Source organism: Burkholderiales bacterium, assembly GCA_013695435.1.
GTDB lineage: Bacteria > Pseudomonadota > Gammaproteobacteria > Burkholderiales > JACMKV01 > JACMKV01.
Map to the genome: position 1 here is coordinate 1 of JACDAM010000060.1, position 25223 is coordinate 25223.

Genomic DNA, 25223 nt, shown 5'->3' on the forward strand with positions numbered 1-25223 from the left:
GCACCGCCGATGAGGCGGTGCTGTCTCTACAAATTGCTCGTGTTGAAATTGAACGCGGTAACTACCGCGAGGCTTTGGCGATTTCGTCGAAGGCATTGCCAACGCTTGAAAAGAGCCTTGGCCCTGATAGGATATACTGACAACCCGCAATAATGTTGCCAATTGGACGGGCGATACGGGCAATGCACCGGAAGCGCTGCGCTTACTAACTGAACTGCTGCCCGATATAAAAAGAGTATTCATCGACCCGGACCATCCCCTGACGCTCACTGTTCGCTGCGGCATCGCGCATTGGACCGGAGCAGCGGGCGAGTCTCAGCGAGCCCTAAGCCTGTTCCGGGAATTGCTGCCGATAGAGCAGCGAGTACGCGGTCCCAATCATCCGGAAACGGTACGCGTCCGGGATTCGATTGGCCGGTTGGAAACTCAAGGATACCGTCCATATTATTGACGTTCGACGTCGTTGGCGGGGAGGTGGGCACACGCGCAGGATTGCAACGTGCTTCGCATCACGTTTCGGCATTTAACAAACGGGCGATTGATGATAAGTTGTGCGCAATTCTGTTACTCGAGTTTAGAAGCAAAGCACAAAACAAAAAACGCCCGACATGCGGGCGTTTTGCTTTTCTGGAATCCTTCTACCCCGCCTTCTTCCCCGCCCCCTCCTGTCGCGCCTTGGCGACCAGCTGGTCGAGCACGGCCAGAAAGCTCTGATAATTTCCTGTCATTGACGGTGATGTCAGATATTTCCCGGCGACGACGACCGATGGTGTTCCCGTGATGCCGTAGTTTTTGGTCTTCTGCACTGACTGCTGCGATTTGCTCTCGACGGTGAAAGAGTTGTACATGTCGGAAAATTTTTTGGCGTCGACGCCGTGTTGTTCGGCCCATTTCGCCATCAATTTCGGGTCGTTCAAATCGAGCTTCTTATTGTGGACGGCGTCGAATACGTCCTGATGCAGCTTATCCAGCGCGCCCAGCGCTTCCAGGGTGTAGAAGGTTTTAGTCAGCGGAATCCACGAATCGCGAAACACTGTCGGAACGCGCTTGTATTCGACGTCGCCCGGCTGTTTCTTCACCCACGGTTCCAGCGCCGACTGCAAATCGTAGCAATGCGGGCAGCCGTAGTAGAAAAATTCGAGCACCTCGATCTTGTTGCCCGAAGCAGTCGGCTGCGGGCGTTCGAGCACGCGATAATCCTTGTTCACGACCGGTTCGGCGGCATTGCAGGCTACGGTCAGGCCGACCAGGCTGAACAAAAAAGCCTGAGCTGCGCGTTGGATGAATCTCAATAGTTTCTCCTTGGAAATGCGGTGAGCGCGTGAAAAACGGAAATGCGCAGTCAACGCCGTGGGCAACGCCGCAGCTCAGCCACTGACCTTGATTAGACTGGCTTCAATTCCGTTTTGTTTCAAGGTTTCGCGCGCGCGGTTCAGCTCTTCGCTTGTGGAAAAGGGGCCTAGCCGCACGCGATGCCAGATACCTTTGTCTGGCAAGGTCGTCGTTTGCACACGCGCTTCGACGCCGAGCAGCGCCAGCTCCGCCTTCATGCGGTCGGCCTCGGCCGCATTCTGAAACGCGCCCGCCTGCAGGAAATACGCGCTCCTCGCGCGCGCGGCCGGCGGTTGCGCAGTCGCCTGCTTGAATTGCTGATCGCTGACGACTTCATCGCCGGGCAGGATTTTATAGAATTCGAAACGCGGCTTGGCGTCCTCTGACACCGGCGCTCGCGCGGTCCTGGCATTATCGCCGGCAGCCGGCGTCTCGACATTCGCTTCTCCGGACTTGACCGCCGGCTGCGCAACGTTGGCAGGCTTTGCGCGCTCGCTCAGAAACGGACTCGGCATTTTGTAAACATACCAGGCGACGCCGAAAGCGATCGCGAAGCCGAGCAGTATGCCGATAAAAACGCCAATCAGCATCGGACCAGCGGCGCTGCGCGTCGCCAATCTCACGGGAGCGTTTTTGTAATCCTGGTTTTTGTAATCCTGTTCATAATCCTGATTCATTCAGACCTCTTGATCGCTTGGCGAACGCATGCGGGAAAGCGCGCGAACGCCTTACACCAAAACGCGTTCGCGGATAAACCCGATTCCATTGTTACATCTTTTCCGGCGCGCTTACACCCAATAACGCCAAACCATTTTTGACGATCTGACCGGTCGCGGCAACCAGCTTCAGGCGCGCGAGTTTGACGGCTTCGTCATCGACCAGAAAGTGCGTGGAATTGTAGTAGCTGTGAAATTCAGCGGCCAATTCGCGCAGGTAAAATGTAACGAGATGCGGCGACAGCTCACGGCAGCCGGCTTCGACAACTTCCGAAAAATCCCGCAAGCGGCGCAGCAGCGCGAATTCCTGTTCGCTGTTCAGGGGGGAGGCATCGGCCTCAGCCAGCGCCATGCAGTCGCCGCCCCATTCGCGCATCACACTGCAAATGCGGGCGTGCGCGTACTGCACGTAGTAAACCGGATTGTCGTTGCTTTGCGATTTGGCGAGATCGAGATCAAACTCCAGATGCTGATCGCTTTTGCGCAGCAGAAAAAAGAAGCGCGTGGCGTCCGCGCCGACATCGTCGATCAGATCGCGCAACGTGACGTAACCGCCCGCGCGTTTCGAAATCTTCACTTCACAGCCGGCGCGCATTACGGTGACCATCTGATGTAGTACGGAATCCGGATAGCCGGACGGAATGCCGAAATCGAGCGCCTGCAAGCCGGCGCGAACCCGCGTCACCGTGCTGTGGTGGTCAGCCCCCTGCACATTGATCGCGCGGGTGAAACCGCGCCGCCATTTGGTGACGTGATACGCGACATCGGGGACGAAGTAGGTGTAGCTGCCGTCGCGTTTCTTCATGACGCGATCCTTGTCGTCGCCGAACTCGGTCGTCTTTAACCACAGCGCGTCATCTTGCTCGTAAGTTTTGCCGGCGGCTTGCAACGCGTTGACGGTTTGTTCGAGCTTGCCATCGTCATACAGCGACGATTCGAGATAATAGCAATCGAAGATCACGCCGAATGCGCGCAGATCGCGATCCTGCTCGTTACGCAGCGCCCGCACGGCAAAGCGCGTGATCGCGGCGAGATTATCGCCGGCGCCATTTTCGGGATGCGCGTTGGCATAGGCATCGGCGATCTCGCAGACGTATTCGCCGTGGTAACCGTCGTCAGGGACGGTTGCGTCCCGCCCGCGGCGCTGGCGCAATCGCGCCTGCACGCTGAGGCCGAGGTTGTTTATTTGCGCGCCGGCGTCGTTGTAGTAGAACTCGCGGGATACGTCCCAACCGCTGGCCTCGAGCAAGCTGCAAATCGCATCACCGAGCGCCGCCTGTCTGCCATGGCCGACGTGCAGCGGACCGGTCGGATTGGCCGATACGAATTCGACGACGACTTTTCTGCCGGCGCCGACTTCGCTGCGGCCATAAGCGTCGCCGCGCGACCAGATCTCGCGCAAAACTTCGCGCTTTGCCGGCGGCTGCAGGAACAGATTGACAAAACCGCCGCCGGCGATTTCGGCTTTTTCGATGTACGGCGAAGCCGGCAGCGCCGCGACCAGTTGCGCAGCGACCTCGCGCGGATTGCGCTTCAGCGGCTTGGCCAATTGCAGCGCGAGATTGCACGCATAGTCGCCGTGCTGCACTTGCTTCGGGCGTTCGAGCTGCACCGTCGCCGCGGCCTCGGGTGCGACCGCGCGCAATGCCGCCGTCATAAGCGCGGTCAATTCGGTTTTTATGTCGGCGCCCGGCTGAAGCATCTCACCCCCACCCTAACCTTCCCCAGTCCCCGGCTTAATGCCCTGCCGGGGCAGGCAAGGGGGAAGGAATGGTTCGTCGCAGAGTTGGCATCGACAATCGGTACGAGCTTCATCCATCGCAGGCGTCAGAATTCGAGGGGATCGACATCCAGCGACCAGCGTATTTTTTTGCCTTTCTGGTCGAGCAGTTGTGGATGCCAAAGCGTCAGAAAAGCCTGCAGTGATTGGCGAGACGGCGATTGTACCAACAATTGCGCACGCTCCATCCCGGCCACGCGGGCGGGCTGGGCCGTGACCGGTTCGAAAACCTTGATACCCGGATGGCCAAGACGCGCCGCCGATTGCGCCGCTGCCGCGAGGAAATCCTGCGCGGCGGTGAATGCGCGCGCTTCGGCGCGCAACAGCGTCTGATACACATAAGGCGGAAAGCCGGCGCGTTCGCGTTCGGCGAGCAGTGTTTCGGCGAAAGCCGTGTAATCGTGCGCGATGACCGCGCTGTAGAGCGGATGCCCGGCAAACTGCGTCTGGATCAGAACTTCGCCGCGCGTCGCCGCCCGTCCGGCGCGGCCCGACACCTGGATCAATTGCGCGAACAACCGCTCGGAAGCGCGCCAATCCGAACTGTACAGCGAGCTGTCGGCATTCAGCACGCCGACCAGCGTGAGTCCGGCGAAGTCGTGCCCCTTGGCCAGCATCTGGGTGCCGACCAGGATGTCGATGCGGCCTTCGCCGATCGCCGTCAGCATGCCCTGCCATGCGGATTTGCGGCGCACGCTATCGCTATCGACGCGCAGAATGCGTGCGCCGGGAAACAAGCGCGTCAATGCCGCTTCGACACGCTGCGTACCGTGGCCGATCGCCGTGATGTCCTGGTTGCCGCATGCCGGGCACGCGATCGGCGGCGCCTCTTGGTGTCCGCAAAGATGGCAGCGCAATCGCCGCTCGCGCAAATGCAGCACGAGATAGCTCGCGCACCGTGCGCACGCCGATTTCCAGCCGCATGCGCTGCACATCAGCACCGGCGAATAACCGCGCCGGTTGATGAATACCAGGCTTTGCTCGCCGCGTTCAAAGCGCGCAGCGATCGCTTCGAGCAGGACTTTGGACAAGCCATCGACGAGAGGTTCGCGGCTGACGTCGATACAGCGCACGCTCGGCAGCTCGGCGCCTGCGGCGGCGCGAGCGGTCAATCGCAGCATGCGGAAGCGGCCGGCGCGGGCGTTGTAATAAGTCTCCAAAGCGGGTGTTGCCGAGCCAAGCACGATGCGCGCGTTCTGCTGTCGGGCGCGAAAAATCGCGAGATCGCGCGCCGAGTAGCGCAAACCTTCATGCTGCTTGAACGAGCTGTCCTGCTCCTCGTCGACGACGATCAGCCCGAGCCTCGCCAGCGGCGTGAAAACGGCAAGCCGCGTGCCGAGCACGATTTGGGCGCGGCCGGCTTGCGCGGCGAGCCAATTTGCAGTGCGCTCGCCGGCAGCGAGACTGCTGTGCAGCGTGACCAGATTCGCCTGTGGAAAGCGCGCGCGGAAGCGACTTTCGAGTTGCGGCGTCAAGGCGATTTCCGGCACCAGCACGAGCGCCTGTTCGCCTGCCTCGAGCACGTGCGCGATCACGCGCATATAGATTTCGGTCTTGCCGCTGCCGGTGATCCCGTGTAGCAACCAGACGTTGAAACCAGGCGCTTCGGCGAGAATTGCATCGACTCCGGCTTGCTGTTCGGCCGTCAGGCGCGGCTCCGCGATCTCCGCATGGCGGGTCGATGTCGCGACCGGCGCCGCGATTTTTTCAACCCAGCCCAGGGCGCTCATTTCGAGCAAGGCCTTGATCGCGCGCGGCGAAATTGCGCGCGCTTCCTCTTCCGCAAGTTCGGACTGGCGCAAGTGCGCGAGCAATCTGCGTTTAACGACGTGACGCCTGGGCAACATCGAATCATCGCGTTCGCGGCCGGCCTCGCTCAGGCGAAACGCAAGCTTCAATCGCTGCTTGATGGGCTTCGCCGCGCGCAACGCAGTCGGCAGCGCGTTCATCACGACCTGCCCAAGCGGGTGATGATAATAATCACTGCAAAAGCGTAGCAGCGAGAGAAGATCGGGCGACAGCGGCGGCACGTCGCGCAGGATGCGCGTCAGCGGTTTCAGGCGCGAATCGGCAATCCCGCTCGTCGTGGCGAGTTCGATGATCACACCGACGCGCTGACGGTTGCCGAACGGCACTTGCACGCGCGAACCGATATCGCCGCATGACAAGTCGTCCGGCGCCAGATAATCGAACAAACCATGAACAGGGACATCGAGAGCGACACGGGCGATGCGCGCACCGTGATCGCTTTTGGCATCCTGCGACGATGAACCTTCCGCCAACAGTGAAGCTTCCGCCACGGGCTCGCTCAGGCCGCGGGCGCCGGGCGGTGATATTGCGGGCTGATGCGACGCACCGCTTCGACCATCGCAAGCACGCGATCGGGTTGCGTGAATTGAGAGATGCCGTGACCAAGGTTGAAGACGTGCCCATTGCCCGCGCCAAAACTCGCCAGAACTTTTGCCACCTCGGCCTCGATCACCTTGGGCTCGGCAAACAGGACAAACGGATCGAGATTTCCCTGCAGCGCAACGCGCCCGCCTATCGCGCTGCGCGCCTTCCCGATATCGACCGTCCAGTCGAGGCCTACGCCATCGCAGCCGCATTCGGCCATATCGTTCAGCCATGCGCCGCCGCCCTTGGTAAAGACGATGATCGGCACGCGCGCGCCGTCGCGTTCGCGGATCAGGCCGGCGATGATTTTGCTCATGTAGCCGAGCGAGAACTCGAGATAGGCGGCATGCGACAATGCCCCGCCCCAGGTATCGAAAATCATCACGGCTTGCGCGCCGTGTTCGACCTGGGCATTGAGATAAGCGGTGACGGCGCGCGCGTTTACGTCGAGGATACGATGCAGCAAATCGGGGCGGCGATACAGCATGGTCTTGAGGTGGCGAAAATCGCTGCTGGCGCCGCCTTCGATCATGTAGCACGCGAGCGTAAACGGGCTGCCGGAAAAGCCGATCAGCGGCACCGAATCGTTCAAGGCGCGGCGAATCTCGCCAACAGCTTCCAGCACGTAGCGCAGTTCCGCCGCGGGATCGGGCGCGGCGAGCGCCAGGATATCGCGCTCGTCGCGCAATGGGCGATGAAATTTCGGGCCTGCGCCGTTTGCGAAATACAAACCCAAACCCATCGCATCAGGGATGGTCAGGATGTCGGAAAACAGGATCGCGGCGTCGAGCGGGAAACGTTGCAGCGGCTGCAATGTGACTTCGCTTGCGAATGCGGGATTTTTGCACAGCGAGAGAAAATCGCCGGCGCGCGCGCGCGTTTCATTGTATTCGGGCAGATAGCGGCCGGCTTGGCGCATCAGCCAAACCGGCGTGTACGGAACCGGCTGGCGCGACAATGCGCGCAGGAACGTGTCGTTTTTTGGCGCGCCCATGTGCTAGGCGAACAACGCGGCAATCTGCTGCTGAATTTTCTCCGCCGCCGCGCGCGGATCGGCAGCGTCGCGGATCGGCCGGCCGACGACGACGTAATCGGCGCCGCTTCGGAAAGCGTGTTCTGCGGTTACGACGCGCTTCTGGTCATCGGTCGATTGATTATCGACCGGGCGTATGCCGGGCGTCACAACCAGCAGACGTTCGCCAAGCTGCTCGCGCAACTTGCCCGCTTCGAGGCCGGATGAAATGACGCCGTCACAACCGGCCTCGAGCGCACGCCGCGCGCGCGACAGCACCAGATGCTCGACGTCGCAGGCGAAACCGAGATCGTCGAGATCGCCGCGGTCCAGGCTGGTCAGGGCGGTGACCGCCAGGATTTTTATCTCGCCCTTGGCTTCCGCCGCCGCTTCCATGATGGCCTGATTGCCGTGCACGGTCGCGAAGGTCGCGCCTCTGCTGCTCAATTGACGGACCGCCGAGCGCACGGTTTCCGGCACGTCGAAAAACTTCAGATCGACAAAAACTTTCTTGCGCCTGGCGCTCAGCCATTCCATCAATTCGAAATAGCCTCCGGCCATGAAAAGTTCGAGGCCGAGCTTGTAGAAAACGACGGAATCGCCGAGCGCTTCAACGAGCTGGCGGGCGCGCCCCGCCTCCGCCACGTCGAGCGCAAAAATCAGGCGCTCGGGCGGCGCGATCGCTTTCGTCGATAGCATCGGATGATTCGCAGCGAGAAACCGGCTGAAACGATCAACGCGGCAGTTCGGAACTGCCCATCAGGAACTCGTCGACGGCGCGCGCAGCCTGGCGGCCCTCGCGAATCGCCCACACGACGAGCGATTGGCCGCGGCGCATGTCGCCAGCCGCGAACACTTTCGGAATCGAAGTCTGATAACGCAGCGTGTCGGCGGCGACGTTGCCGCGCGCGTCCAGGCCGACGCCCAATTCCCGCAGCATGCCCTCGTGCACCGGATGCAGATAACCCATCGCAAGCAGCACGAGATCAGCCTTGATGTCGAATTCACTGCCGGCCATTTCCTGCATTGCCCACGCGCCCTTGCCGTCCTTTTTCCATTCGAGGCGAATCGCGTGCAGCTTTTTGACGCGGCCGTTCGCTCCGGAAAACGCTTTGGTGGCGACACTCCAGTCTCGCGCGCAGCCTTCCTCCTGCGAGGACGAAGTGCGCATCTTCATCGGCCAATTCGGCCAGGTCAACGGCTTGTTTTCTTTTTCCGGCGGCTGCGGCAGCAATTCGAATTGCGTGATAGCGACAGCTCCCTGGCGAATCGAAGTGCCGATACAGTCGGAGCCGGTATCGCCGCCGCCGATGACAACTACATGTTTGCCCTTGGCCGCCACGCTGATCTCGTCCGCCACGCGGTCACCCGCATTGCGCTTGTTCTGCTGCGGCAGAAAATCCATCGCGTACATGATGCCGTCGAGCTCGCGGCCGGGAACCGGCAGATTGCGCGGGTCCTCCGAGCCGCCAGTCAGCACGACCGCGTCAAATTCGCCGAGTAGTTGTCTGGCCGCAACGTTGACGCCGATATGCTGGTTGACGCGGAACTCGACGCCCTCCGCGCTCATCTGTTGCATGCGCCGATCGATCAGATGCTTTTCCATCTTGAAATCCGGAATCCCGTACCGCATGAGGCCGCCAATGCGGTCGTTCTTCTCGAACAGCACGACATCGTGGCCGGCGCGCGCGAGCTGCTGCGAACACGCGAGCCCGGCCGGACCCGAACCGACGACTGCGACGCGCTTGCCGGTTTTGCGATGCGGCGGCTGCGGCGCGACCCAGCCTTCCGCCCACGCCTTGTCGATGATCGCGTGCTCGATCGATTTGATCGTGACCGGATCGTCATTGATGTTCAGGGTGCACGCGGCTTCACACGGCGCCGGACAGATGCGTCCGGTGAATTCCGGAAAGTTGTTGGTCGAATGCAGAACCTCGATCGCCTCGCGCCAATTCTGGCGGTAAACCAGATCGTTCCAGTCCGGAATGATGTTGTTGACCGGGCAACCGGTCTGGCAAAACGGAATGCCGCAATCCATGCAGCGCGCGCCCTGCTTGCCGATCTCGGCATCGGGAAGCGGAAAAATAAATTCGCGGTAATTGCGGACGCGCTCGGTGATCGGCAGATACTTTGGGTCGTGCCGCTCGATCTCCATGAATCCTGTGGGTTTTCCCACTTGGGCAACTCCCTGCAAGTTTTGTGGTGCCAGCGTTACGCGAGTGTGGCGCCGGTAACCCGGTCCGGCTTATACGTAATGCGTAAGCAAGTGGTTTCCGGCGACTAAAGGAGAACAGCGCTGCTGTGTGGGCGCGCGTCTATACGAGTTCGGCGACCGCCGCGGAAGCAGCTTGCGCCGCAGCGAGTTCTTGCAGCGCGCGCCGGTATTCCATGGGCATGATCTTGACGAACCTCGGCAGGTAGCTTTCCCATTGCTCGAGGATCGCCGCGGCGCGCGCGCTGCCGGTGTAGTGTTTATGTTGTTCGACAAGCATTCGCAGCAGGCGCGCATCGGGTTGACCGAGATGGCTGACATCGACCTTGCCGTGGCTTTCCAGATCGCCGCCGCGGCCCGATGTGCCGCCGATCGCATCGAGCGCGCGGTCTTCTTCCGGAACTGCCTCGAGTTCGACCATCGCCATATTGCAGCGCTGCTCGAAGCTGCCGTCTTCGTCGAGCACGTAAGCGACGCCGCCGCTCATGCCGGCGGCGAAGTTGCGCCCGGTTTTGCCGAGCACGACGACCGTGCCGCCGGTCATGTATTCGCAGCCATGATCGCCGACGCCTTCAACCACCGCCGTGCAACCCGAATTGCGCACGGCGAAACGCTCGCCGGCGACGCCGCGAAAATAGCATTCGCCGCTGATCGCGCCGTACAGCACGGTATTGCCGACGATGATGTTCTGCTCGGGCACGATGCGACTCTCGGCCGGCGGATAAATCACGATGCGCCCACCCGACAAGCCTTTGCCGACGTAATCGTTGGCTTCGCCGGCAAGCTCGAACGTGATGCCGTGCGCGAGAAATGCGCCGAAGCTCTGGCCGGCCGTGCCTTTCAGCTTGATGTGGATGGTATCTTCGGCCAACCCTTCATGGCCATAGCGCTTCGCCACTTCTCCCGACAGCATTGCGCCGACGGTGCGATGAATGTTGCGGATTTTGCTTTCGATTTTAACCGGCTTCTGCGCTTGCAGCGCGGGTTGTGCTGCGGCAATCAGCTTGTGATCGAGGGCATTGCCAAGGCCATGGTCCTGCGCCTCACACCGGTAGCGCGCGACGTCTGCACCCACCGGCGGCTGGTACAGGATGCGCGAGAAATCGAGGCCGCGCGCCTTCCAGTGGTCGACCGATTTTCGGACATCGATGCGATCCGGGCGGCCGATCATTTCGTTGAAGCTGCGAAAGCCCATTTGCGCCATCAGTTCGCGCACTTCCTCGGCGACAAAGAAAAAATAATTGACGACGTGTTCGGGCTCGCCGGTGAATTTTTTGCGCAGCTCCGGATCCTGGGTTGCGACGCCGACCGGACAGGTATTCAGATGGCATTTGCGCATCATGATGCAGCCTTCGACGATCAGCGGCGCGGTCGCAAAACCGAATTCATCGGCGCCGAGCAGCGCGCCGATGACGACGTCGCGGCCGGTTTTCATCTGACCATCGGCCTGCACGGCGATGCGTCCGCGCAGCTTGTTCAACACCAGGGTCTGCTGGGTTTCTGCGAGCCCCAATTCCCACGGCGTGCCTGCGTGTTTGATCGACGACAACGGCGACGCGCCCGTGCCGCCGTCGTGACCCGAAATCGTCACGTGATCGGCATGCGCTTTGGCGACACCGGCGGCGATCGTGCCAACGCCGACTTCCGACACCAGCTTGACGCTGATCGAAGCGGCGGGGTTGACGTTTTTCAGATCGTGGATCAGTTGCTTCAGATCCTCGATCGAATAGATGTCGTGATGCGGCGGCGGCGAAATCAGGCCGACTCCGGGCACCGAGTGGCGCACTTTAGCGATCTCGCCGCTGACTTTGTGCCCCGGCAATTGACCGCCTTCGCCGGGCTTGGCGCCTTGCGCCATCTTGATCTGCAGCTGGTCGGAATTGACCAGATATTCGGCAGTGACGCCGAAGCGGCCGGCGGCGACCTGCTTGATCGCCGAGCGCATCGAATCGCCGTTCGCCATAGGTATGAAGCGATCGCGCTCCTCGCCGCCTTCGCCGGTATTCGATTTGCCGCCAATGCGATTCATCGCGATCGCCAGCGTGGTATGCGCTTCGCGCGAGATCGAACCGTACGACATGGCGCCGGTGGCGAAACGCTTGACGATTTCTTTCGCGGGCTCGACTTCATCCAGTGGAATCGGCTGCGCTGCCGGTTTCAGATCGAACAGGCCGCGCAAGGTCATGAGTTGCGCCGATTGCTCGTTGATCAGCGCTGCGTATTCCTTGTAGGTCGAATAATTGTTGGCGCGGGTCGCCAATTGCAGTTTGGAAATCGATTCCGGTGTCCACATGTGGCCTTCGCCGCGAATGCGAAAAGCGTATTCACCACCGGCGTCGAGATCGTTGCGGTACAGCGGACTATCGCCGAACGCGAGGCGATGGCAACGCATCGCTTCCTCCGCGACTTCCGTAATGCCGATGCCTTCGACGTTGCTCGGCGTGCCGGTGAAATAGCGCTCGACGAACGGCGTGTTCAGCCCGACCGCCTCGAAAATCTGCGCGCCGCAATACGATTGATAGGTCGAGATGCCCATCTTCGACATCACTTTCAGCAGGCCCTTGGCGGTCGCCTTGATGAAGCGCTTGCACGCTTCCTTGTGTGTCAGCTCGATCGGCAGCAGATCCTTCATCTCACCCAGCGTTTCGAACGCCAGATACGGGTGAACCGCTTCGGCGCCGTAGCCTGCGAGCAACGCGAAATGATGGACTTCGCGCGCCGAACCGGTTTCGACGACGAGGCCGGCGTTCGTGCGCAGGCCGGCGCGGATCAGATGATGATGGGCGGCAGCGGTCGCAAGCAACGCGGGAATTGCGACGCGCTCGGTGCTGATGGCGCGGTCGGTCAATATGATGATGTTGTATTGGCCTGCAATTGCCTGCTCGGCCTCGCGGCACAGCGTATCCAGCGCCGCTTCCATTCCATCCGCGCCCTGCTCGGCCGGATAGCAGATGTCGAGCTCGATCGCGCGAAACGCACCATTGGTGTAGTCGGCGATGCGCCGGATTTTTTCCATGTCCGCGCCGTTCAGCACCGGTTGACCGGCTTCGAGGCGCAGCGGCGGATCGGTCTCATCGATACCCAACAAGTTCGGACGCGGACCGATAAACGACACCAGCGACATCACCAGCTCTTCGCGGATCGGATCGATAGGCGGATTGGTGACCTGCGCGAACATCTGCTTGAAATAGTGATAAAGCGGCTTCGGCCGGTCCGACATGACGGCGAGCGGCGAATCGTTGCCCATCGAACCGACCGCTTCCTGGCCGGTCGCCGCCATCGGCTGCAGCAGGAATTTCAGATCTTCCTGGGTATAGCCAAATGCCTGCTGACGATCCAGCAAGGAGGCGCGCGGCTTGAACCTGGCGGCGGCCGCAGCCGGCAGTTCTTCGAGCACGATGCGCGATTGGTCGATCCACTGCCGATAAGGCTTGGCGCGGGCGAGGCCGGCTTTCAACTCCTCGTCGCCGATGATGCGGCCGGCTTCCAGATCGATCAGAAACATCTTGCCGGGCTGCAGCCGCCACTTGGCTACGATCTTGTGCTCGGGAATCGTCAACACACCCATTTCCGAAGCCATGACGACGATGTCGTCGTCGGTAATCAGATAGCGCGCCGGGCGCAGGCCGTTGCGATCGAGCGTCGCGCCGATTTGCCGGCCGTCGGTAAAAGCGACCGCTGCCGGGCCGTCCCAAGGCTCCATCAACGCGGCGTGATATTCGTAGAATGCGCGGCGTTCTTCGTCCATCAAAGGATTGCCGGCCCACGCTTCCGGGATCAACAGCATCATCGCGTGCGCCAGCGAATAGCCGCCGTTGACCAAGAGTTCGAGCGCATTGTCGAAGCACGCCGAGTCGGATTGGCCATCGGCGATCAGCGGCCACAGCTTTTCAAGATCGTCGCCGAACACCGGCGATGAAAGCGCCTGGCGGCGCGCGGCCATCCAGTTCACATTGCCGCGCAGCGTGTTGATCTCGCCGTTGTGGGCGATCATGCGGAACGGATGCGCCAGATCCCAGCTCGGGAAGGTGTTGGTCGAGAAGCGCTGATGCACGAGCGCCAGAGCCGATACCATGCGCTCGTCATCGAGGTCCGGGTAGTATTCGCTGACCTGGCGCGCCAGCAGCATGCCTTTGTACACCAGTGTGCGTGACGACATCGAAGGGATGTAAAAACTCTTGCCGCCTTCGAGATTTAGCGCGCGCACGGTATTGGCGATGGTTTTGCGCACGACGAAGAGCTTGCGCTCGAAACCGTCGCCATCGAGGGCGCCGCGCGCGAAGAAAATCTGGCGGACGACAGGTTCTACGGCGCGCACATCGACGCCCAGGCCGCTATTACGAGTCGGCACATCGCGCGAGCCGAGCACGCCCAAACCCTCCACAGCCGAGCACTTGGCGATGATTTGCTCGCAAGCCGATCGGCCCTGCGCATCCTGCGGCAAAAAAACCATGCCGACGCCGTAATCCCCCGCGGCGGGCAGTGCGAATCCGCGCGTAGCGCATTCGGCGCGCAGGAAGGCATCGGGAATCTGAAGCAGAATACCGGCGCCGTCGCCGGCCAGAGGGTCGGCGCCGGTCGCGCCCCGGTGCGTCAGGTTGTTCAGAATTTCCAGACCCTGACGAATGATTGCGTGACTTTTCGCGCCTTTGATATGCGCGATGAAGCCGACGCCGCACGCGTCGTGCTCGTTGGCGGGGTCGTACAAACCTTGCCGGGGTGGCAGCATCGAATGAGTCACTTCCATCTTAAGGTGGCGGACAGCAGAACCGCGGTTGCGGCGGGCGATTACGCAATCCCGGCTTGGCGCCGGAGAAACAACGGAGAAACCGGCAAAGTTTACCGCGTTCGACGATAGGCTTCAATCATGCGCGGGCAGTGGACGTCGTTAGGTACTGCGGCGAGCCAACAGCCAACTACAACGAAAGGTCGCTCTCCGCAAACCGCAAGCGTCCTACACCTCTTCGACGGCAAAAAGCCGCCGATGTTCGCGGATGGCGTAGCGGTCGGTCATGCCGGCGATGTAGTCGGCAACGGCGCGGGGTAATTCTGCCGCGGCCTGCTCCTGAAACTGTGGCGGCAAGAGCTTTGGCTGTTCGATGAATAATTGGAACAACTCCGCGATGATGCGGCGCGCCTTGTTGCTCATGCGCGCGACCTGATAATGCTCATAGAGGCTGTTGCGGAGAAAACGCTTCAATTCGCGTTGTTGTTCCTCGATCTCGGGGCTGAACGCGATCAGCGGCGCGGCAGCGCGCACGTCACTTATAGTTCGGGGCGCAACGGCTTCAATGTTAGCGGCGCTTTGCTGCATCAGATCGACGGCGAGCGTGTTAATCATGCGCCGCACCGTTTCGTGCACGAGGCGGCGGCCGCCAAGCGCCGGAAACAGTGCTTTCACCTCGGCCAGATGACGCGCGAATATGGCGATTTCGGCGAGCGCCTCGAGCGTAATCAAGCCCGAACGCAGGCCGTCATCGACATCGTGATTGTTATAGGCGATCTCATCGGCAAGATTGGTGAGCTGCGCTTCGAGAGAAGGCTGCTGCCGGTTAAGAAACCGTTTCCCGACTTCGCCCAGCGCCTTCGCGGTTTCGCGCAAGCAATGCTTCAGGATGCCTTCGCGGGTTTCGAAGCACAGGTTCAAGCCGTCGAAGCTCGCATAGCGCTGTTCGAGCAAATCGACGACACGCAAGCTTTGCAGATTGTGCTCGAAGCCCCCACTGCCCTTCATGCACGCGTTCAGCGCGTCCTGCCCGGCGTGGCCGAATGGCGTGTGCCCCAGATCGTGCGCCAGCGAAATCGCCTCGACCAGGTCTTCGTTCAAATTGAGGCTGCGCGCAATCGACCGGCCGATTTGCGCGACTTCGAGGCTATGCGTCAGACGCGTTCGAAACAGGTCCCCTTCGTGGTTAACGAAAACCTGCGTCTTGTACTCTAGCCGGCGAAACGCTGTTGAATGGATGATGCGATCGCGATCGCGCTGGAATTCGCTGCGTGCGACGGGCGCGGGTTCAGTGTGCCGGCGGCCGCGTGAATTTGCGTCGCACGCTGCGTACGGTGCGAGGTCTAGCCGCCGCATTTCAGACACGCGCCGGCGCCAGCGCTTCAAACATGCGCCGGCGCGCCGCTGACTTCCAGCGTTTCGATCAATGCGCTGTGCGGAAACTCGCCGGTAACGAAAGCATCGCCGATTCGTTTCAGAAGCACCAGGCGCAGCTTGCCGTCTTCGACTTTCTTGTCATGCCCCATGAGCTTCAGATAACGACCGACACCCAGATCAGGCGCTGCGACCGGCAAACGCGCGCGTCGGTAAAGATCGGCGGCACGGTTAACGTCGACCGCACCGATATAACCGAGCCGGCGCGAGAGGTCGAGCGCCTGAAGCGTTCCGGCCGCAATCGCTTCGCCGTGCAGCCATTCACCGTACCCAAGCCCGGTTTCGATCGCGTGACCGAAGGTGTGGCCGAGGTTTAATAGCGCGCGGACGGCGTTTTCGTGTTCGTCTTCGGCGACGATCTCCGCCTTGATTTGGCACGAACGTTGGATCGCATGGGCAAGCGCTGCGCTATCTCGGTTGAACAGCACCTCAATGTTTTTTTCGAGCCATTCGAAAAATGACGGATCGCGGATCAAACCGTACTTGATGACCTCGGCGAGACCGGCGGAAAGTTCGCGATCAGGTAGCGTCGCCAATGTTGCCGTATCGGCTAATACCAGTCGCGGCTGATAGAACGCGCCGATCATGTTTTTGCCGGCGGGATGGTTGATACCGGTCTTGCCGCCGACCGAGGAATCCACTTGCGCGAGCAAGGTCGTCGGAATCTGGATAAACGGAACTCCGCGCAAATACGTCGCAGCCGCGAACCCGGCCATATCGCCAATCACGCCGCCGCCGAGCGCGATCAGCGTGGTCTTGCGCTCGCAACGCTGAGCCAGGAGAGCATCGAATATCAGGTTCAGCGTTTTCCAGTTCTTGTGAGCTTCGCCGTCCGGCAAAACGATAGGCACTGCCTCTACATCATGCGTCGCCAAAACCCTGGTCAGCGCAGCGAGGTAGAGCGGCGCGACCGTGGTATTGGTGACGATGGCAACGCGAGGTTGCGGCAGGCAGTCGATCAGCGCATCCGGCTTTTGCAGCAGGCCTTCTCCGATATGGATCGGATAGCTTCGCGCGCCGAGCGAAACGGTAAGAATGTGCATCGCGTTCGTCGTTAGAGAAAGTCGCGCATCTTACACGCCGGGTGTCGCTGTCGTCAGCGAATTGAACCCGCCTGAACCACCCTGCTGCGAAGCGAGTCTGGATTCAAGCACGCACGCCAGGTTGCGCGGGCTCTGGCGGCTCGAGTCTATGACGATATCGGCAACCTCGATATAAAGCGGATCGCGCGCGGCATAAAGCTCAGCCAACCGTGCTTGCGGATCGGCGATTTGCAGGAGCGGACGGTTTTTGTCGTGGCGCGTGCGCTGCCACAGTTCGTGCGCGGTTGCGCGCAGATAGACAACGCAGCCGGAGCGCTTCAGCAACGCCCGATTCTCCTCACGCAAAATGACGCCGCCGCCTGTCGCGAGCACGATATTCCGCAGATGGGTCAGCTCGCTGAGAACGGCGGTTTCCCGTGTGCGAAAACCGGCTTCGCCTTCGATCTCGAATATCAGCGGAATCGTAGCGCCCGTGCGCTGCACGACTTCGTGATCGCAATCGCGGAAAGTCTTGCCGAGGCGTCTGGCCAATACGCGGCCGACCGAGGTCTTGCCGGCCCCCATCATCCCGATCAGGATAATGTTAGCGGGTACAGCGGGCTGGGATTCAATCGGCGCATCGCTCATCCGCGGATTCTAAGGAGCAAAGCGACTGCGAGGCAAGCTGGCCGGACCGATTGCTGGGGCTGTAAAAAGAAAACGGCGGCCCCAAGGCCGCCGTTTTCAACCGAATTTCGCCCGGAAGCGGAGATTAACGCACGCTGAGTGTTTCCTTGATGATGCGCGGGGTGATGAACACCAGCAACTCGCGGCGGTCGTCGGTCTTCGCATTGTTTTTGAACAAATAACCGAGTACCGGAATGTCGCCGAGCAACGGTACTTTGTTGATCGTCTGGGTCTCGGTTTGCTCGTAGATTCCGCCGATTACCACCGTACCGCCGTTTTCGACCAGCACCTGCGTCGTAATCTGCTTGGTGTCGATCGCAGGCCCGGCAATCGTGTCAGTGCCCCGGCTGTCCTTGTTCACGTTCAGGTTCATGATGATGTTGTCATCGGGCGTGATCTGAGGCTTGACCTTCAAACCGAGCACAGCCTTTTTGAACGAAACGCTGGTCGCACCGCTGCTGCTCGCCTGCAGAAACGGGATTTCCGTACCCTGCTCTATGGTCGCTTCCACCTGATCCGCCGTCACAACGCGCGGGCTGGAGATGATCTTGCCCTTGCCGTCGGACTGCAGCGCCGAGACTTCGAGGTTCAGAAAGCGACTCAGCGCTTCGTTGAACAGGACTACCGAGAATACTCCTGGTATCGCGCCGGCGATGCCCGCCGCAGGCAAATTAACGCCGAGGCTCTGGCCCAGAGTTGGCGCCGTCGCCAGTTGGCCAGTAAAGGCGCCTGTTGCATCGAGCGACCCGCCGACGGTCGTGCGCGTATCACCCGGGGTCGACACGCCGGGCAAGCGTCCCGCCGCGCCGCGATCGACCACGCCCAACCGTGCACCGAGGTTTTTACTGAAGGTATCGGTCGCTTCGACAATCCGCGCTTCAATCATGACCTGGCGAACCGGAATATCGATCTTCTTAATCAGCCCGCGCACATCTTCGAGACGGCTTGCGATATCCTGAACAAACAGCGTGTTGGTCCGCGGATCGATGACGGCGCTGCCGCGCTTCGACAGGATTTTCTGCTTGTCGTCGGTCAAAATTTTCTGGAACGCTTCAGCGCGCTGATAATTCAGTTGAAAGCTTTCGGTACGCGTCGGCTCCAGATCCGAAATCTGCTGCTTGGCTTCGAGTTCCAGCTTTTCCTTCGTGGCTAGTTCGTCGCGCGGCGCGATCAACACCACGTTGCCGTTCTTGCGAAGATCGAGGCCCTTGCTTTGCAGGATGATGTCGAGCGCCTGATCCCACGGCACGTCTTTCAAGCGCAAGGTCAGGTTGCCGCTGACGGTATCGCTGGTGATGATGTTGAGGCCGGTAAAGTCGGCGATGACTTGCAGCACCGAACGCACTTCAACGTTCTGAAAATTTAGCGACAGCTTTTCGCCGCTGTAGCCGGAGCGTCCGCCTTGCACGAGCTTGTTCGGATCTTCGACGACCGGTTTTATTTCCACGATGAAGCGGTTATCGGTCTGGTAAGCCGAGTGCTCCCACATCCCTTTGGGCTCGATCACGACCCGGGTGTTGCCGCCCTGCGCCGTCGCCGTCACGGTTTGTACCGGCGTAGCAAAATCGACTACATCGAGACGGCGTTCGAGATTGCTCGGCAGCGAAGTGCGGATGAAATCGATCACAATCGACTTGCCCTGCTTGCGGAGATCAATTCCGGTCGTGTTGTCGGAAAGGTCGATAACAACACGCCCTTCGCCATCTTTTCCGCGCCGGAAATCGATATCGCGCAAGCTATGCGTCTGGTCGCCATTCGAAGCTTCGGCGAAGCGCGAAACGCTACCGCCTTCAGTCGCGGCCGCAGTGCCGGCTTGCAAGGTCACCATCACGGTCTTGCCTTCAACCTGCGCCTCATAAGTCGATGCCTTCGTCAAATTCAGCACCAGCCGGGTACGGGCGCCGGCTTGCACCAGGTTGAGGCTGCGCAAGCTGCCTTCGCCGACTTCTTTCGAGTTTTTTCCGAGCCCGTTGCTGGTGTTCGCGAAATCGAATGCGATGCGCGGCGGGTTGCTGATGGTGAAGCCCGATGGCACGGCGGCCGGCGGCTCTTTCATCGTGATTTTGACGAGCAGTTTGGAGCCTGGCAAGTCGGACACGTCGATCGCCTGGATGCTGTTCTGCCCCGCGTCTTCAGCCTTGGGCGCAGCGAGCGCCAGGCTCGCCGATGCAAACGCCGTCAGGCACGTGAGACCGGCGATACGTTTAAGTGCAATCAGTGACTTCATCATTTTTTCTGCTCCTGTTCGTCCTGTAACAGCAGGCTGCTTGGTCGTTCAGTCCAATCACCCGCGCCGTCCTGAACGATCTCTTTCAGATTTACCGAAGCGTCGGAAATTTCCGCCACGATGCCGAAATCCTGTCCCATGTAATTACCTGTTTTTACGCGATAAATTGTGTTGTCCTGGGTCCTGACCAAGGCGTAGGTGACACGGTCCCTGTATAAGGTGCCGACCATTTTCAGGTTATCCAGCGGAAATGCTTCGAGTGGTTCCTTGCGCCGGTTAAGATCAGGCTGCAAGCCACTGCCCGCGCCCTTGGCCACCTCGACCTTGCGTGGCTCGAACGGGTTAGGCATCTCGAACGCCGCGTAGGTAACCGGCTCGTAAGCGATCGCCTGCGGCAGCGGGTCGATATGCACTGGCAAACCGTTACCTGAATCCTTGACGAACTGGCGCAGGTCCTGATGCGATTCGCCGCCGCAGCCAATTACGAGCGCGCCGGCAAATGCCATGAGTAGTTTGGTCCGAATCATTTTTTTGCCGCCTTGTCTTTAGCCGCTTTTTTCTGCGTGGATACTTCCTCTTCGTCCAGGTAGCGGTAGGTTTTGGCGACGGCATCCATCGCCAGCAGGCCACCCTGGCTAGCGGTAATGTTCATATCGTTCAGGGTCACGATGCGCGACAGCTGAGCGATATCGCTCGCGAATGCGCCCATGTCGTGATATGTGCCGGTTACCCGGATCGCAATCGGCAGTTCGGCGTAAAATTCGGAGACGCTTTCCTGTGTCGCCGGCCTGAACAATTCGAACTGCAAGCCGCGGCCAAGCCCGGCCTGATTGATATCGGTCAAAAGCGCATCCATTTCAGATTTGCTCGGCAATTGTTTGAGCAGCGCCCCGAATGATTGCTCGATCTCGGCCAACTGCAGGCGATACGCATCGAGGTTAACCGCGAGCTTCTTGCGGTCCATGAATTTGGTTCGCAACTCGGCTTCCTTGTGCTCGGCCGTTTCCAGTTCGGTCAACTGATTTTGCCAGTCGAACCAGTAAGCCGCGCCGACGATCACGAGCAGCAAAATCAGCAGCGCGCCGAGCTTTGGCATGATCGGCCAGGAACCGACCGTCCTCAGGCTCAGCCCTTTGAAATCGTCGAATGTCATAGCGATTTATCCTTGGTTCGCTGTGCCGCCAACTTGGGCGCCGTCGATTCCGCAGTCAGCGTCTCGCGCGTGGTCTTCAGGTTCAGGCTGAATTCGGAAAGGCGTGTCGGGCCTTGCTGCGCCGCCTTGATTTCGACCAGTGCCGGCAATTCGAGCCATGGGCTCGAATCGAGATTGCGCATCAAGGTCGAGACGCGTGCATTCGATTGCGCATAGCCGCTCAGGCTCAGGCTGTTGCCGGCTTGCTTGATACCTTTCAAGTAGACGCCGTCAGGTAATTGACGCGCCATCTGATCGAGCACGTGCACAGTTTCGGCGCGGTTACCCTGCAGCGTTTCCACAACCGCTTTGCGGCCCAGCAGCGCTTGGGTCAATTCCTTGATCTTGCGGATTTCCTCGATCTGTTTATCGAGCGTCGCGATTTCGGTTTCGAGATAACTATTGCGGCTCATCTGATTTTCGATGCGGCTACTGTTGACCCCGTGCACCGCAAACCAGATGGCAACACCGAGAAACGCGGCGGCGCCGGCAAAGATGTAGAATTCGCGCTGCCTGGCAGCACGCTTCATTTCGCGGTGCGGCAGCAGATTGATGCGTATCATGAGTCAAACCTCCGCATGGCCAGCCCGCACGCAACCATCAACGAGGGTGCATCGCCGGCGAGATGACGTGGTCTGATCTTCGACGATAAAGCCATGTTGGTGAACGGATTGGCAATTCCGGTCCTGATTTGCGTATGCTCGGCGACCAGCACATCGAGCCCGGGAATCGCCGCGCATCCGCCAGCCAAGAACAAATGATGGACCTGGGTGAACTGTGTCGAGGTATAAAAGAACTGCAGTGCCCGCGCAACTTCGGTCGCAACACGTTCCATGAACGGACGCAGTACGTCGGACTCGTAATTCTGCGGCAGTCCGCTGTTGCGCTTCGCCGCTTCGGCCTCATCCGCCGACAATCCAAAATGCTGACGAATATCATGGGTCAGCGCGTTGCCTCCGAATGGCTGTTCGCGCAGATAAACCGACTGGCGGTTGCGGACAACATTGATCGTGGTCATGGCGGCGCCAATATCAACGACCGCGATCAGTTGATCTTTACCCTGGTTCGGAAGATGAACATCGATTAATTCGAAAGCAGTCTGGGTTGCGAACTGCTCGACGTCCATGACCACTGCTTTTAGTCCAGCGCCCTCGACTGCGGCAATGCGGTCCTCCACTTTTTCCTTGCGCGAGGCGGCGATCAGAACTTCGACGTCTTCGTTGCTGCCTGCCAGCGGCCCGAGCACCTGAAAATCCAGATTGACCTCATCAAGCGGGAACGGGATGTGTTGATTGGCCTCGGTCTCGACCTGCATTTCCAGTTCATCCTCGCGCAGTCCGGCGGGAACGATGATCTTTTTCGTAATCACAGCAGTCGAAGGCAAGGCGAGTGCCAGATTTTTTACGCGAGCGCCCATGCGCTTCCAGCCGCGCTTGAGGGCTTCGGTAACGGCCTCGAGGTTGGCCACATTGCCGTCCACCACAGCGTCGGCAGGAAGCGGCTCGATCGCATAGCGCTCGATTCGATACAGCTTGCCGGCGCTGCTTAATTCGACCATCTTCACGGACGACGAGCTGATATCGGCACCCAGCAGATTCTCCGATGGACCCGACATCAAGTTATGTAGCAAGGCAAATTTGAATTTAAATTTCTCTTTCATCATAATTGGTTATGCGGTTATTTCACATAATTCACATTAAAGTATATTCACAAGATTAGGTAAAGTAAAGCTTTTGTGTGTACATTACAATTCTGTTCATTCCTGCTCATGCCTGAGCGCAAGCTTCATGCCCATTTGGCGGCTTTGCCTCATGTACGGAATTGTCCAAGGGAAACGTCAGGCGATCCCGGCGGCAGCCGCAAATCCGCACACCAGGATGCGGCAGTTTCTGACGGACTAAGGCAGCGCTCAGTGCCGCATGCGAGCGCGCCCTTGAAATACGGCCGCTGCAAGCACGCCTTTACAACCACGGCGGCAACGGTGCGTATAATTAATCTGAGTCCCCGCAGCCACTCATCTGTTATAGGAATCAGCAATGTCGCGTTGGTTAACTTACCCTTTGTTCTTCCTGCTTGGATTCGGTTTGCTGGGCGGCATCCTGCTTGGCTTTGCAGCCCTCATCGCTTATGCAAGTCTGCCGTCACTCGAGGCGCTGACGGATTACCAACCTAAGGTCCCGCTTCGGATTTACGACGCATCGAGCGAACTGATCGGCGAATTCGGCGAAGAACGGCGGGCGCTCGTGCAGATCAAGGACGTTCCGCTGGCGATGCGGCAAGCGATTATCGCCGCTGAGGATGAGCGTTTTTATGAGCACAGCGGCGTTGACTACGTCGGCGTGCTGCGCGCGACCTATGCCAATTTTATGACGTCAGCAGCCCGCCAGGGCGCGAGCACGATCACCATGCAGGTCGCCCGCAACTTTTTCCTGACCAAGGAAAAGACTATGACGCGGAAGTTTAACGAGGCGTTGCTCGCATTCAAGATCGAACACAGCCTGAGCAAAGACGAAATCCTTCAACTCTATATAAACCAGATTTATCTCGGCCAACGCTCGTATGGCTTTGCCGCCGCGGCGCAGGTCTACTACGGCAAGAACCTCGATGAACTCAATCTGGCAGAAATCGCGACGCTCGCCGGCTTGCCGAAAGCGCCTTCGCGCTACAATCCCGTGGTCAATCCAGAACGTGCAAAGCTGCGCCAGCAATACGTGTTGCGTCGTATGCGTGAACTGAATTTCATCACCGATGCGCAATTGCAGGATGCACAAAAGCGGGTGGCAAGAGCGAAAGACGAGAAACAGGAAGAGCGCCAGCGATTTTCAGTCAAGGCGCAGTATTTCGCCGAATTGGCACGCCAGGCGATGGTAGAACGCTATGGCGATGAGGCTTACACCAAGGGTTTCAAGGTTTATACGACGCTCGATCCGGAGCACCACAAAGCCGCCTACGCCGCACTGCACAAGGGAGTGATGGAATACGACCGCAGGCACGGCTACCGCGGACCGGAAGCCTTCATGGAACTCCCAGCGCGCCCAACTGAGGAGGCGATGGAAGATGCTTTACAGGATTACGTCGAGATCGGCGGCTTGCATCCGGCCCTAGTCCTGGCTGCCAACGCAAAAACGGTCAAGGCTTATCTGAAAGGCGGCGAAACCACGGAGATCGCCGGCGAAGGCCTCAAGTTCGCGCAAAAAATGTTGGGCGACAAAGCGAAAGCCAATCAGCGGCTGCGTCGCGGCTCGGTGATACGCGTTCAACTGGTCGATAAGCAGCCGGAAAAGGAAAACGCTAAAAAAGACGCTGGCAAGCAATGGCAAATCAGCCAGTTGCCGGCAGTGGAAGCGGCGCTGGTGTCGATGGACCCAAAAAACGGCGCGATCCTGGCGCTGATCGGCGGTTTCGATTTCGACCGCAACAAGTTCAATCATGTGACGCAGGCATTTCGTCAGCCCGGCTCGAGTTTCAAACCGTTTATTTATTCGGCGGCGCTTGAGAAAGGCTTTACGCCGGCGACCGTCATCAACGATGCGCCGCTCGTCATCGATGCTGCGCAGACTGGCTCCGAACGCTGGGAGCCCAAGAATTTCGATAATGCTTACGCCGGCCCGATCCGTCTGCGCACCGCACTCGCCAAGTCCAAAAATCTTGTATCGATTCGCATCCTGCAGGCGATCGGACCGCAGTACGCACAGGATTACATTACGCGTTTCGGTTTCGATCCCAAGCTCCATCCGGCTTATCTGACGATGGCGCTGGGCGCCGGCATGGCAAGCCCGTTGCAAATGGCGACCGGTTACTCGGTCTTCGCCAATGGCGGCTTCCGCGTTCAGCCTTATTTCATCCAGCGCATCACCGACGCCAGCGGCACACTGATCGCCGAATCGAATCCGCCGATAGCTGGCGACGGCGCGGAAAGAGTGATCGATCCGCGCAACGCGTTTATCGTGAACAGCCTGATGCGCGATGTGGTCAAGCTGGGGACGGGCATCCGCGCCATGCAGCTCGGGCGGACCGACCTCGCGGGCAAAACCGGCACGACCAATGATCACGTCGATGCCTGGTTCGCTGGTTTTCAACCTGGGTTGGTTGCGATCGCCTGGATAGGTTTCGATACGCCGCGCTCGCTGGGCGAGAAAGAAACGGGCTCGCAGGCGGCGTTGCCGATCTGGATGAACTACATGGGCAAGGTCTTGAAAGACGTCCCCCAGGAAAAACCGCTGATTCCGGAGGGCATCGAGGACGTCATCATCAACCCGGATACGGGATTGCAGGATCCTACCCTGGCGACCGGCGGTGTAACCGAATATTTCTATCACGAAAACCTGCCGGCAATACGGGTGCCGCCACCGATCGAAATTCTGTCTGGTCCCAGTCCGTTCCGGCTGCGCGAGGACATTCACGACCAGTTGTTCTAGCAGTCACGGGTGCCGCACGGGCGATATTGACGCCCGCGGACTTTTTTGCTGCGATGAGAATGCCGAAGAAT

Annotated in this window: 18 protein-coding genes; 2 read left to right on the plus strand and 16 right to left on the minus strand. The window is 59.7% G+C overall.

Annotated features, from left to right (window positions below; translation table 11 throughout):
• Positions 1-133: 133 nt before the first annotated feature.
• Positions 134-451, plus strand: coding sequence for a tetratricopeptide repeat protein (locus H0V78_03550; protein ID MBA2350881.1), 318 nt, complete (start codon positions 134-136; stop codon positions 449-451).
• A 187-nt stretch (positions 452-638) separates the two neighbouring features.
• On the opposite strand, the gene H0V78_03555 is transcribed toward H0V78_03550, so the two are convergent.
• From H0V78_03555 to H0V78_03630, 16 genes are all read right to left on the minus strand, one after another.
• The gene (locus H0V78_03555; protein ID MBA2350882.1) at positions 639-1283 is read right to left on the minus strand and encodes a thiol:disulfide interchange protein DsbA/DsbL; all 645 of its coding nucleotides are present in this window, start codon (positions 1281-1283) and stop codon (positions 639-641) included.
• 84 nt (positions 1284-1367) lie between these two features.
• A complete protein-coding gene (locus H0V78_03560) occupies positions 1368-1922 on the minus strand; it encodes an SPOR domain-containing protein (GenBank protein ID MBA2350883.1) in 555 nt (184 codons plus the stop codon).
• Positions 1923-2100: 178 nt separating this feature from the next.
• On the minus strand, positions 2101-3729 hold the full coding sequence (locus tag H0V78_03565) for an arginine--tRNA ligase (protein MBA2350884.1): 1629 nt from the start codon (positions 3727-3729) through the stop codon (positions 2101-2103).
• 146 nt (positions 3730-3875) lie between these two features.
• Positions 3876-6059, minus strand: a complete 2184-nt coding sequence (locus H0V78_03570; GenBank protein MBA2350885.1) for a primosomal protein N' — start codon at positions 6057-6059, stop codon at positions 3876-3878.
• Between the two features lie 77 nt (positions 6060-6136).
• A complete protein-coding gene (locus tag H0V78_03575; GenBank protein MBA2350886.1) occupies positions 6137-7216 on the minus strand; it encodes a uroporphyrinogen decarboxylase in 1080 nt (359 codons plus the stop codon).
• A gap of 3 nt (positions 7217-7219) precedes the next feature.
• The gene (gene pyrF, locus H0V78_03580) at positions 7220-7933 is read right to left on the minus strand and encodes an orotidine-5'-phosphate decarboxylase (GenBank protein MBA2350887.1); all 714 of its coding nucleotides are present in this window, start codon (positions 7931-7933) and stop codon (positions 7220-7222) included.
• A 34-nt stretch (positions 7934-7967) separates the two neighbouring features.
• Positions 7968-9410, minus strand: coding sequence for a glutamate synthase subunit beta (locus tag H0V78_03585; protein MBA2350888.1), 1443 nt, complete (start codon positions 9408-9410; stop codon positions 7968-7970).
• A gap of 139 nt (positions 9411-9549) precedes the next feature.
• Positions 9550-14193, minus strand: a complete 4644-nt coding sequence (gltB, locus tag H0V78_03590) for a glutamate synthase large subunit (protein ID MBA2350889.1) — start codon at positions 14191-14193, stop codon at positions 9550-9552.
• 207 nt (positions 14194-14400) lie between these two features.
• Entirely contained in the window at positions 14401-15528 is a 1128-nt protein-coding gene (locus tag H0V78_03595) for a deoxyguanosinetriphosphate triphosphohydrolase (protein ID MBA2350890.1), read from the minus strand.
• Positions 15529-15554: 26 nt separating this feature from the next.
• Positions 15555-16649, minus strand: coding sequence for a 3-dehydroquinate synthase (aroB, locus tag H0V78_03600; GenBank protein MBA2350891.1), 1095 nt, complete (start codon positions 16647-16649; stop codon positions 15555-15557).
• A 30-nt stretch (positions 16650-16679) separates the two neighbouring features.
• Positions 16680-17276 (minus strand): shikimate kinase, encoded by a 597-nt coding sequence (locus tag H0V78_03605; GenBank protein MBA2350892.1) that lies wholly within the window; start codon positions 17274-17276, stop codon positions 16680-16682.
• A gap of 124 nt (positions 17277-17400) precedes the next feature.
• Positions 17401-19533: a type IV pilus secretin PilQ gene (locus H0V78_03610; protein MBA2350893.1), complete on the minus strand. Its 2133-nt coding sequence runs from the start codon at positions 19531-19533 to the stop codon at positions 17401-17403.
• 8 nt (positions 19534-19541) lie between these two features.
• Positions 19542-20069: a pilus assembly protein PilP gene (locus H0V78_03615; protein ID MBA2350894.1), complete on the minus strand. Its 528-nt coding sequence runs from the start codon at positions 20067-20069 to the stop codon at positions 19542-19544.
• A complete protein-coding gene (locus H0V78_03620) occupies positions 20066-20695 on the minus strand; it encodes a type 4a pilus biogenesis protein PilO (protein ID MBA2350895.1) in 630 nt (209 codons plus the stop codon). Before H0V78_03620 ends, H0V78_03615 begins: the two co-directional genes overlap by 4 nt.
• Entirely contained in the window at positions 20692-21297 is a 606-nt protein-coding gene (locus tag H0V78_03625) for a PilN domain-containing protein (GenBank protein MBA2350896.1), read from the minus strand. Before H0V78_03625 ends, H0V78_03620 begins: the two co-directional genes overlap by 4 nt.
• A complete protein-coding gene (locus H0V78_03630) occupies positions 21294-22397 on the minus strand; it encodes a pilus assembly protein PilM (protein ID MBA2350897.1) in 1104 nt (367 codons plus the stop codon). The genes H0V78_03625 and H0V78_03630 overlap by 4 nt, the downstream gene beginning before the upstream one ends.
• Before the next feature lie 373 nt (positions 22398-22770).
• On the opposite strand from H0V78_03630, the gene H0V78_03635 reads away from it, so the two are divergent.
• Positions 22771-25152: a penicillin-binding protein 1A gene (locus H0V78_03635; protein MBA2350898.1), complete on the plus strand. Its 2382-nt coding sequence runs from the start codon at positions 22771-22773 to the stop codon at positions 25150-25152.
• The last annotated feature ends 71 nt before the right edge of the window (positions 25153-25223 follow it).

Coding starts and splice junctions, on each gene's coding strand:
- H0V78_03560 (MBA2350883.1), bottom strand. CDS start 1,922: ATGCTGATTGGCGTTTTTATCGGCATACTGCTCGGCTTCGCGATCGCT.
- gltB (MBA2350889.1), bottom strand. CDS start 14,193: ATGGAAGTGACTCATTCGATGCTGCCACCCCGGCAAGGTTTGTACGAC.
- H0V78_03605 (MBA2350892.1), bottom strand. CDS start 17,276: ATGAGCGATGCGCCGATTGAATCCCAGCCCGCTGTACCCGCTAACATT.
- aroB (MBA2350891.1), bottom strand. CDS start 16,649: ATGCACATTCTTACCGTTTCGCTCGGCGCGCGAAGCTATCCGATCCAT.
- H0V78_03635 (MBA2350898.1), top strand. CDS start 22,771: ATGTCGCGTTGGTTAACTTACCCTTTGTTCTTCCTGCTTGGATTCGGT.
- H0V78_03615 (MBA2350894.1), bottom strand. CDS start 20,069: ATGATTCGGACCAAACTACTCATGGCATTTGCCGGCGCGCTCGTAATT.
- H0V78_03625 (MBA2350896.1), bottom strand. CDS start 21,297: ATGATACGCATCAATCTGCTGCCGCACCGCGAAATGAAGCGTGCTGCC.
- H0V78_03620 (MBA2350895.1), bottom strand. CDS start 20,695: ATGACATTCGACGATTTCAAAGGGCTGAGCCTGAGGACGGTCGGTTCC.
- H0V78_03630 (MBA2350897.1), bottom strand. CDS start 22,397: ATGATGAAAGAGAAATTTAAATTCAAATTTGCCTTGCTACATAACTTG.
- pyrF (MBA2350887.1), bottom strand. CDS start 7,933: ATGCTATCGACGAAAGCGATCGCGCCGCCCGAGCGCCTGATTTTTGCG.
- H0V78_03595 (MBA2350890.1), bottom strand. CDS start 15,528: ATGCGGCGGCTAGACCTCGCACCGTACGCAGCGTGCGACGCAAATTCA.
- H0V78_03575 (MBA2350886.1), bottom strand. CDS start 7,216: ATGGGCGCGCCAAAAAACGACACGTTCCTGCGCGCATTGTCGCGCCAG.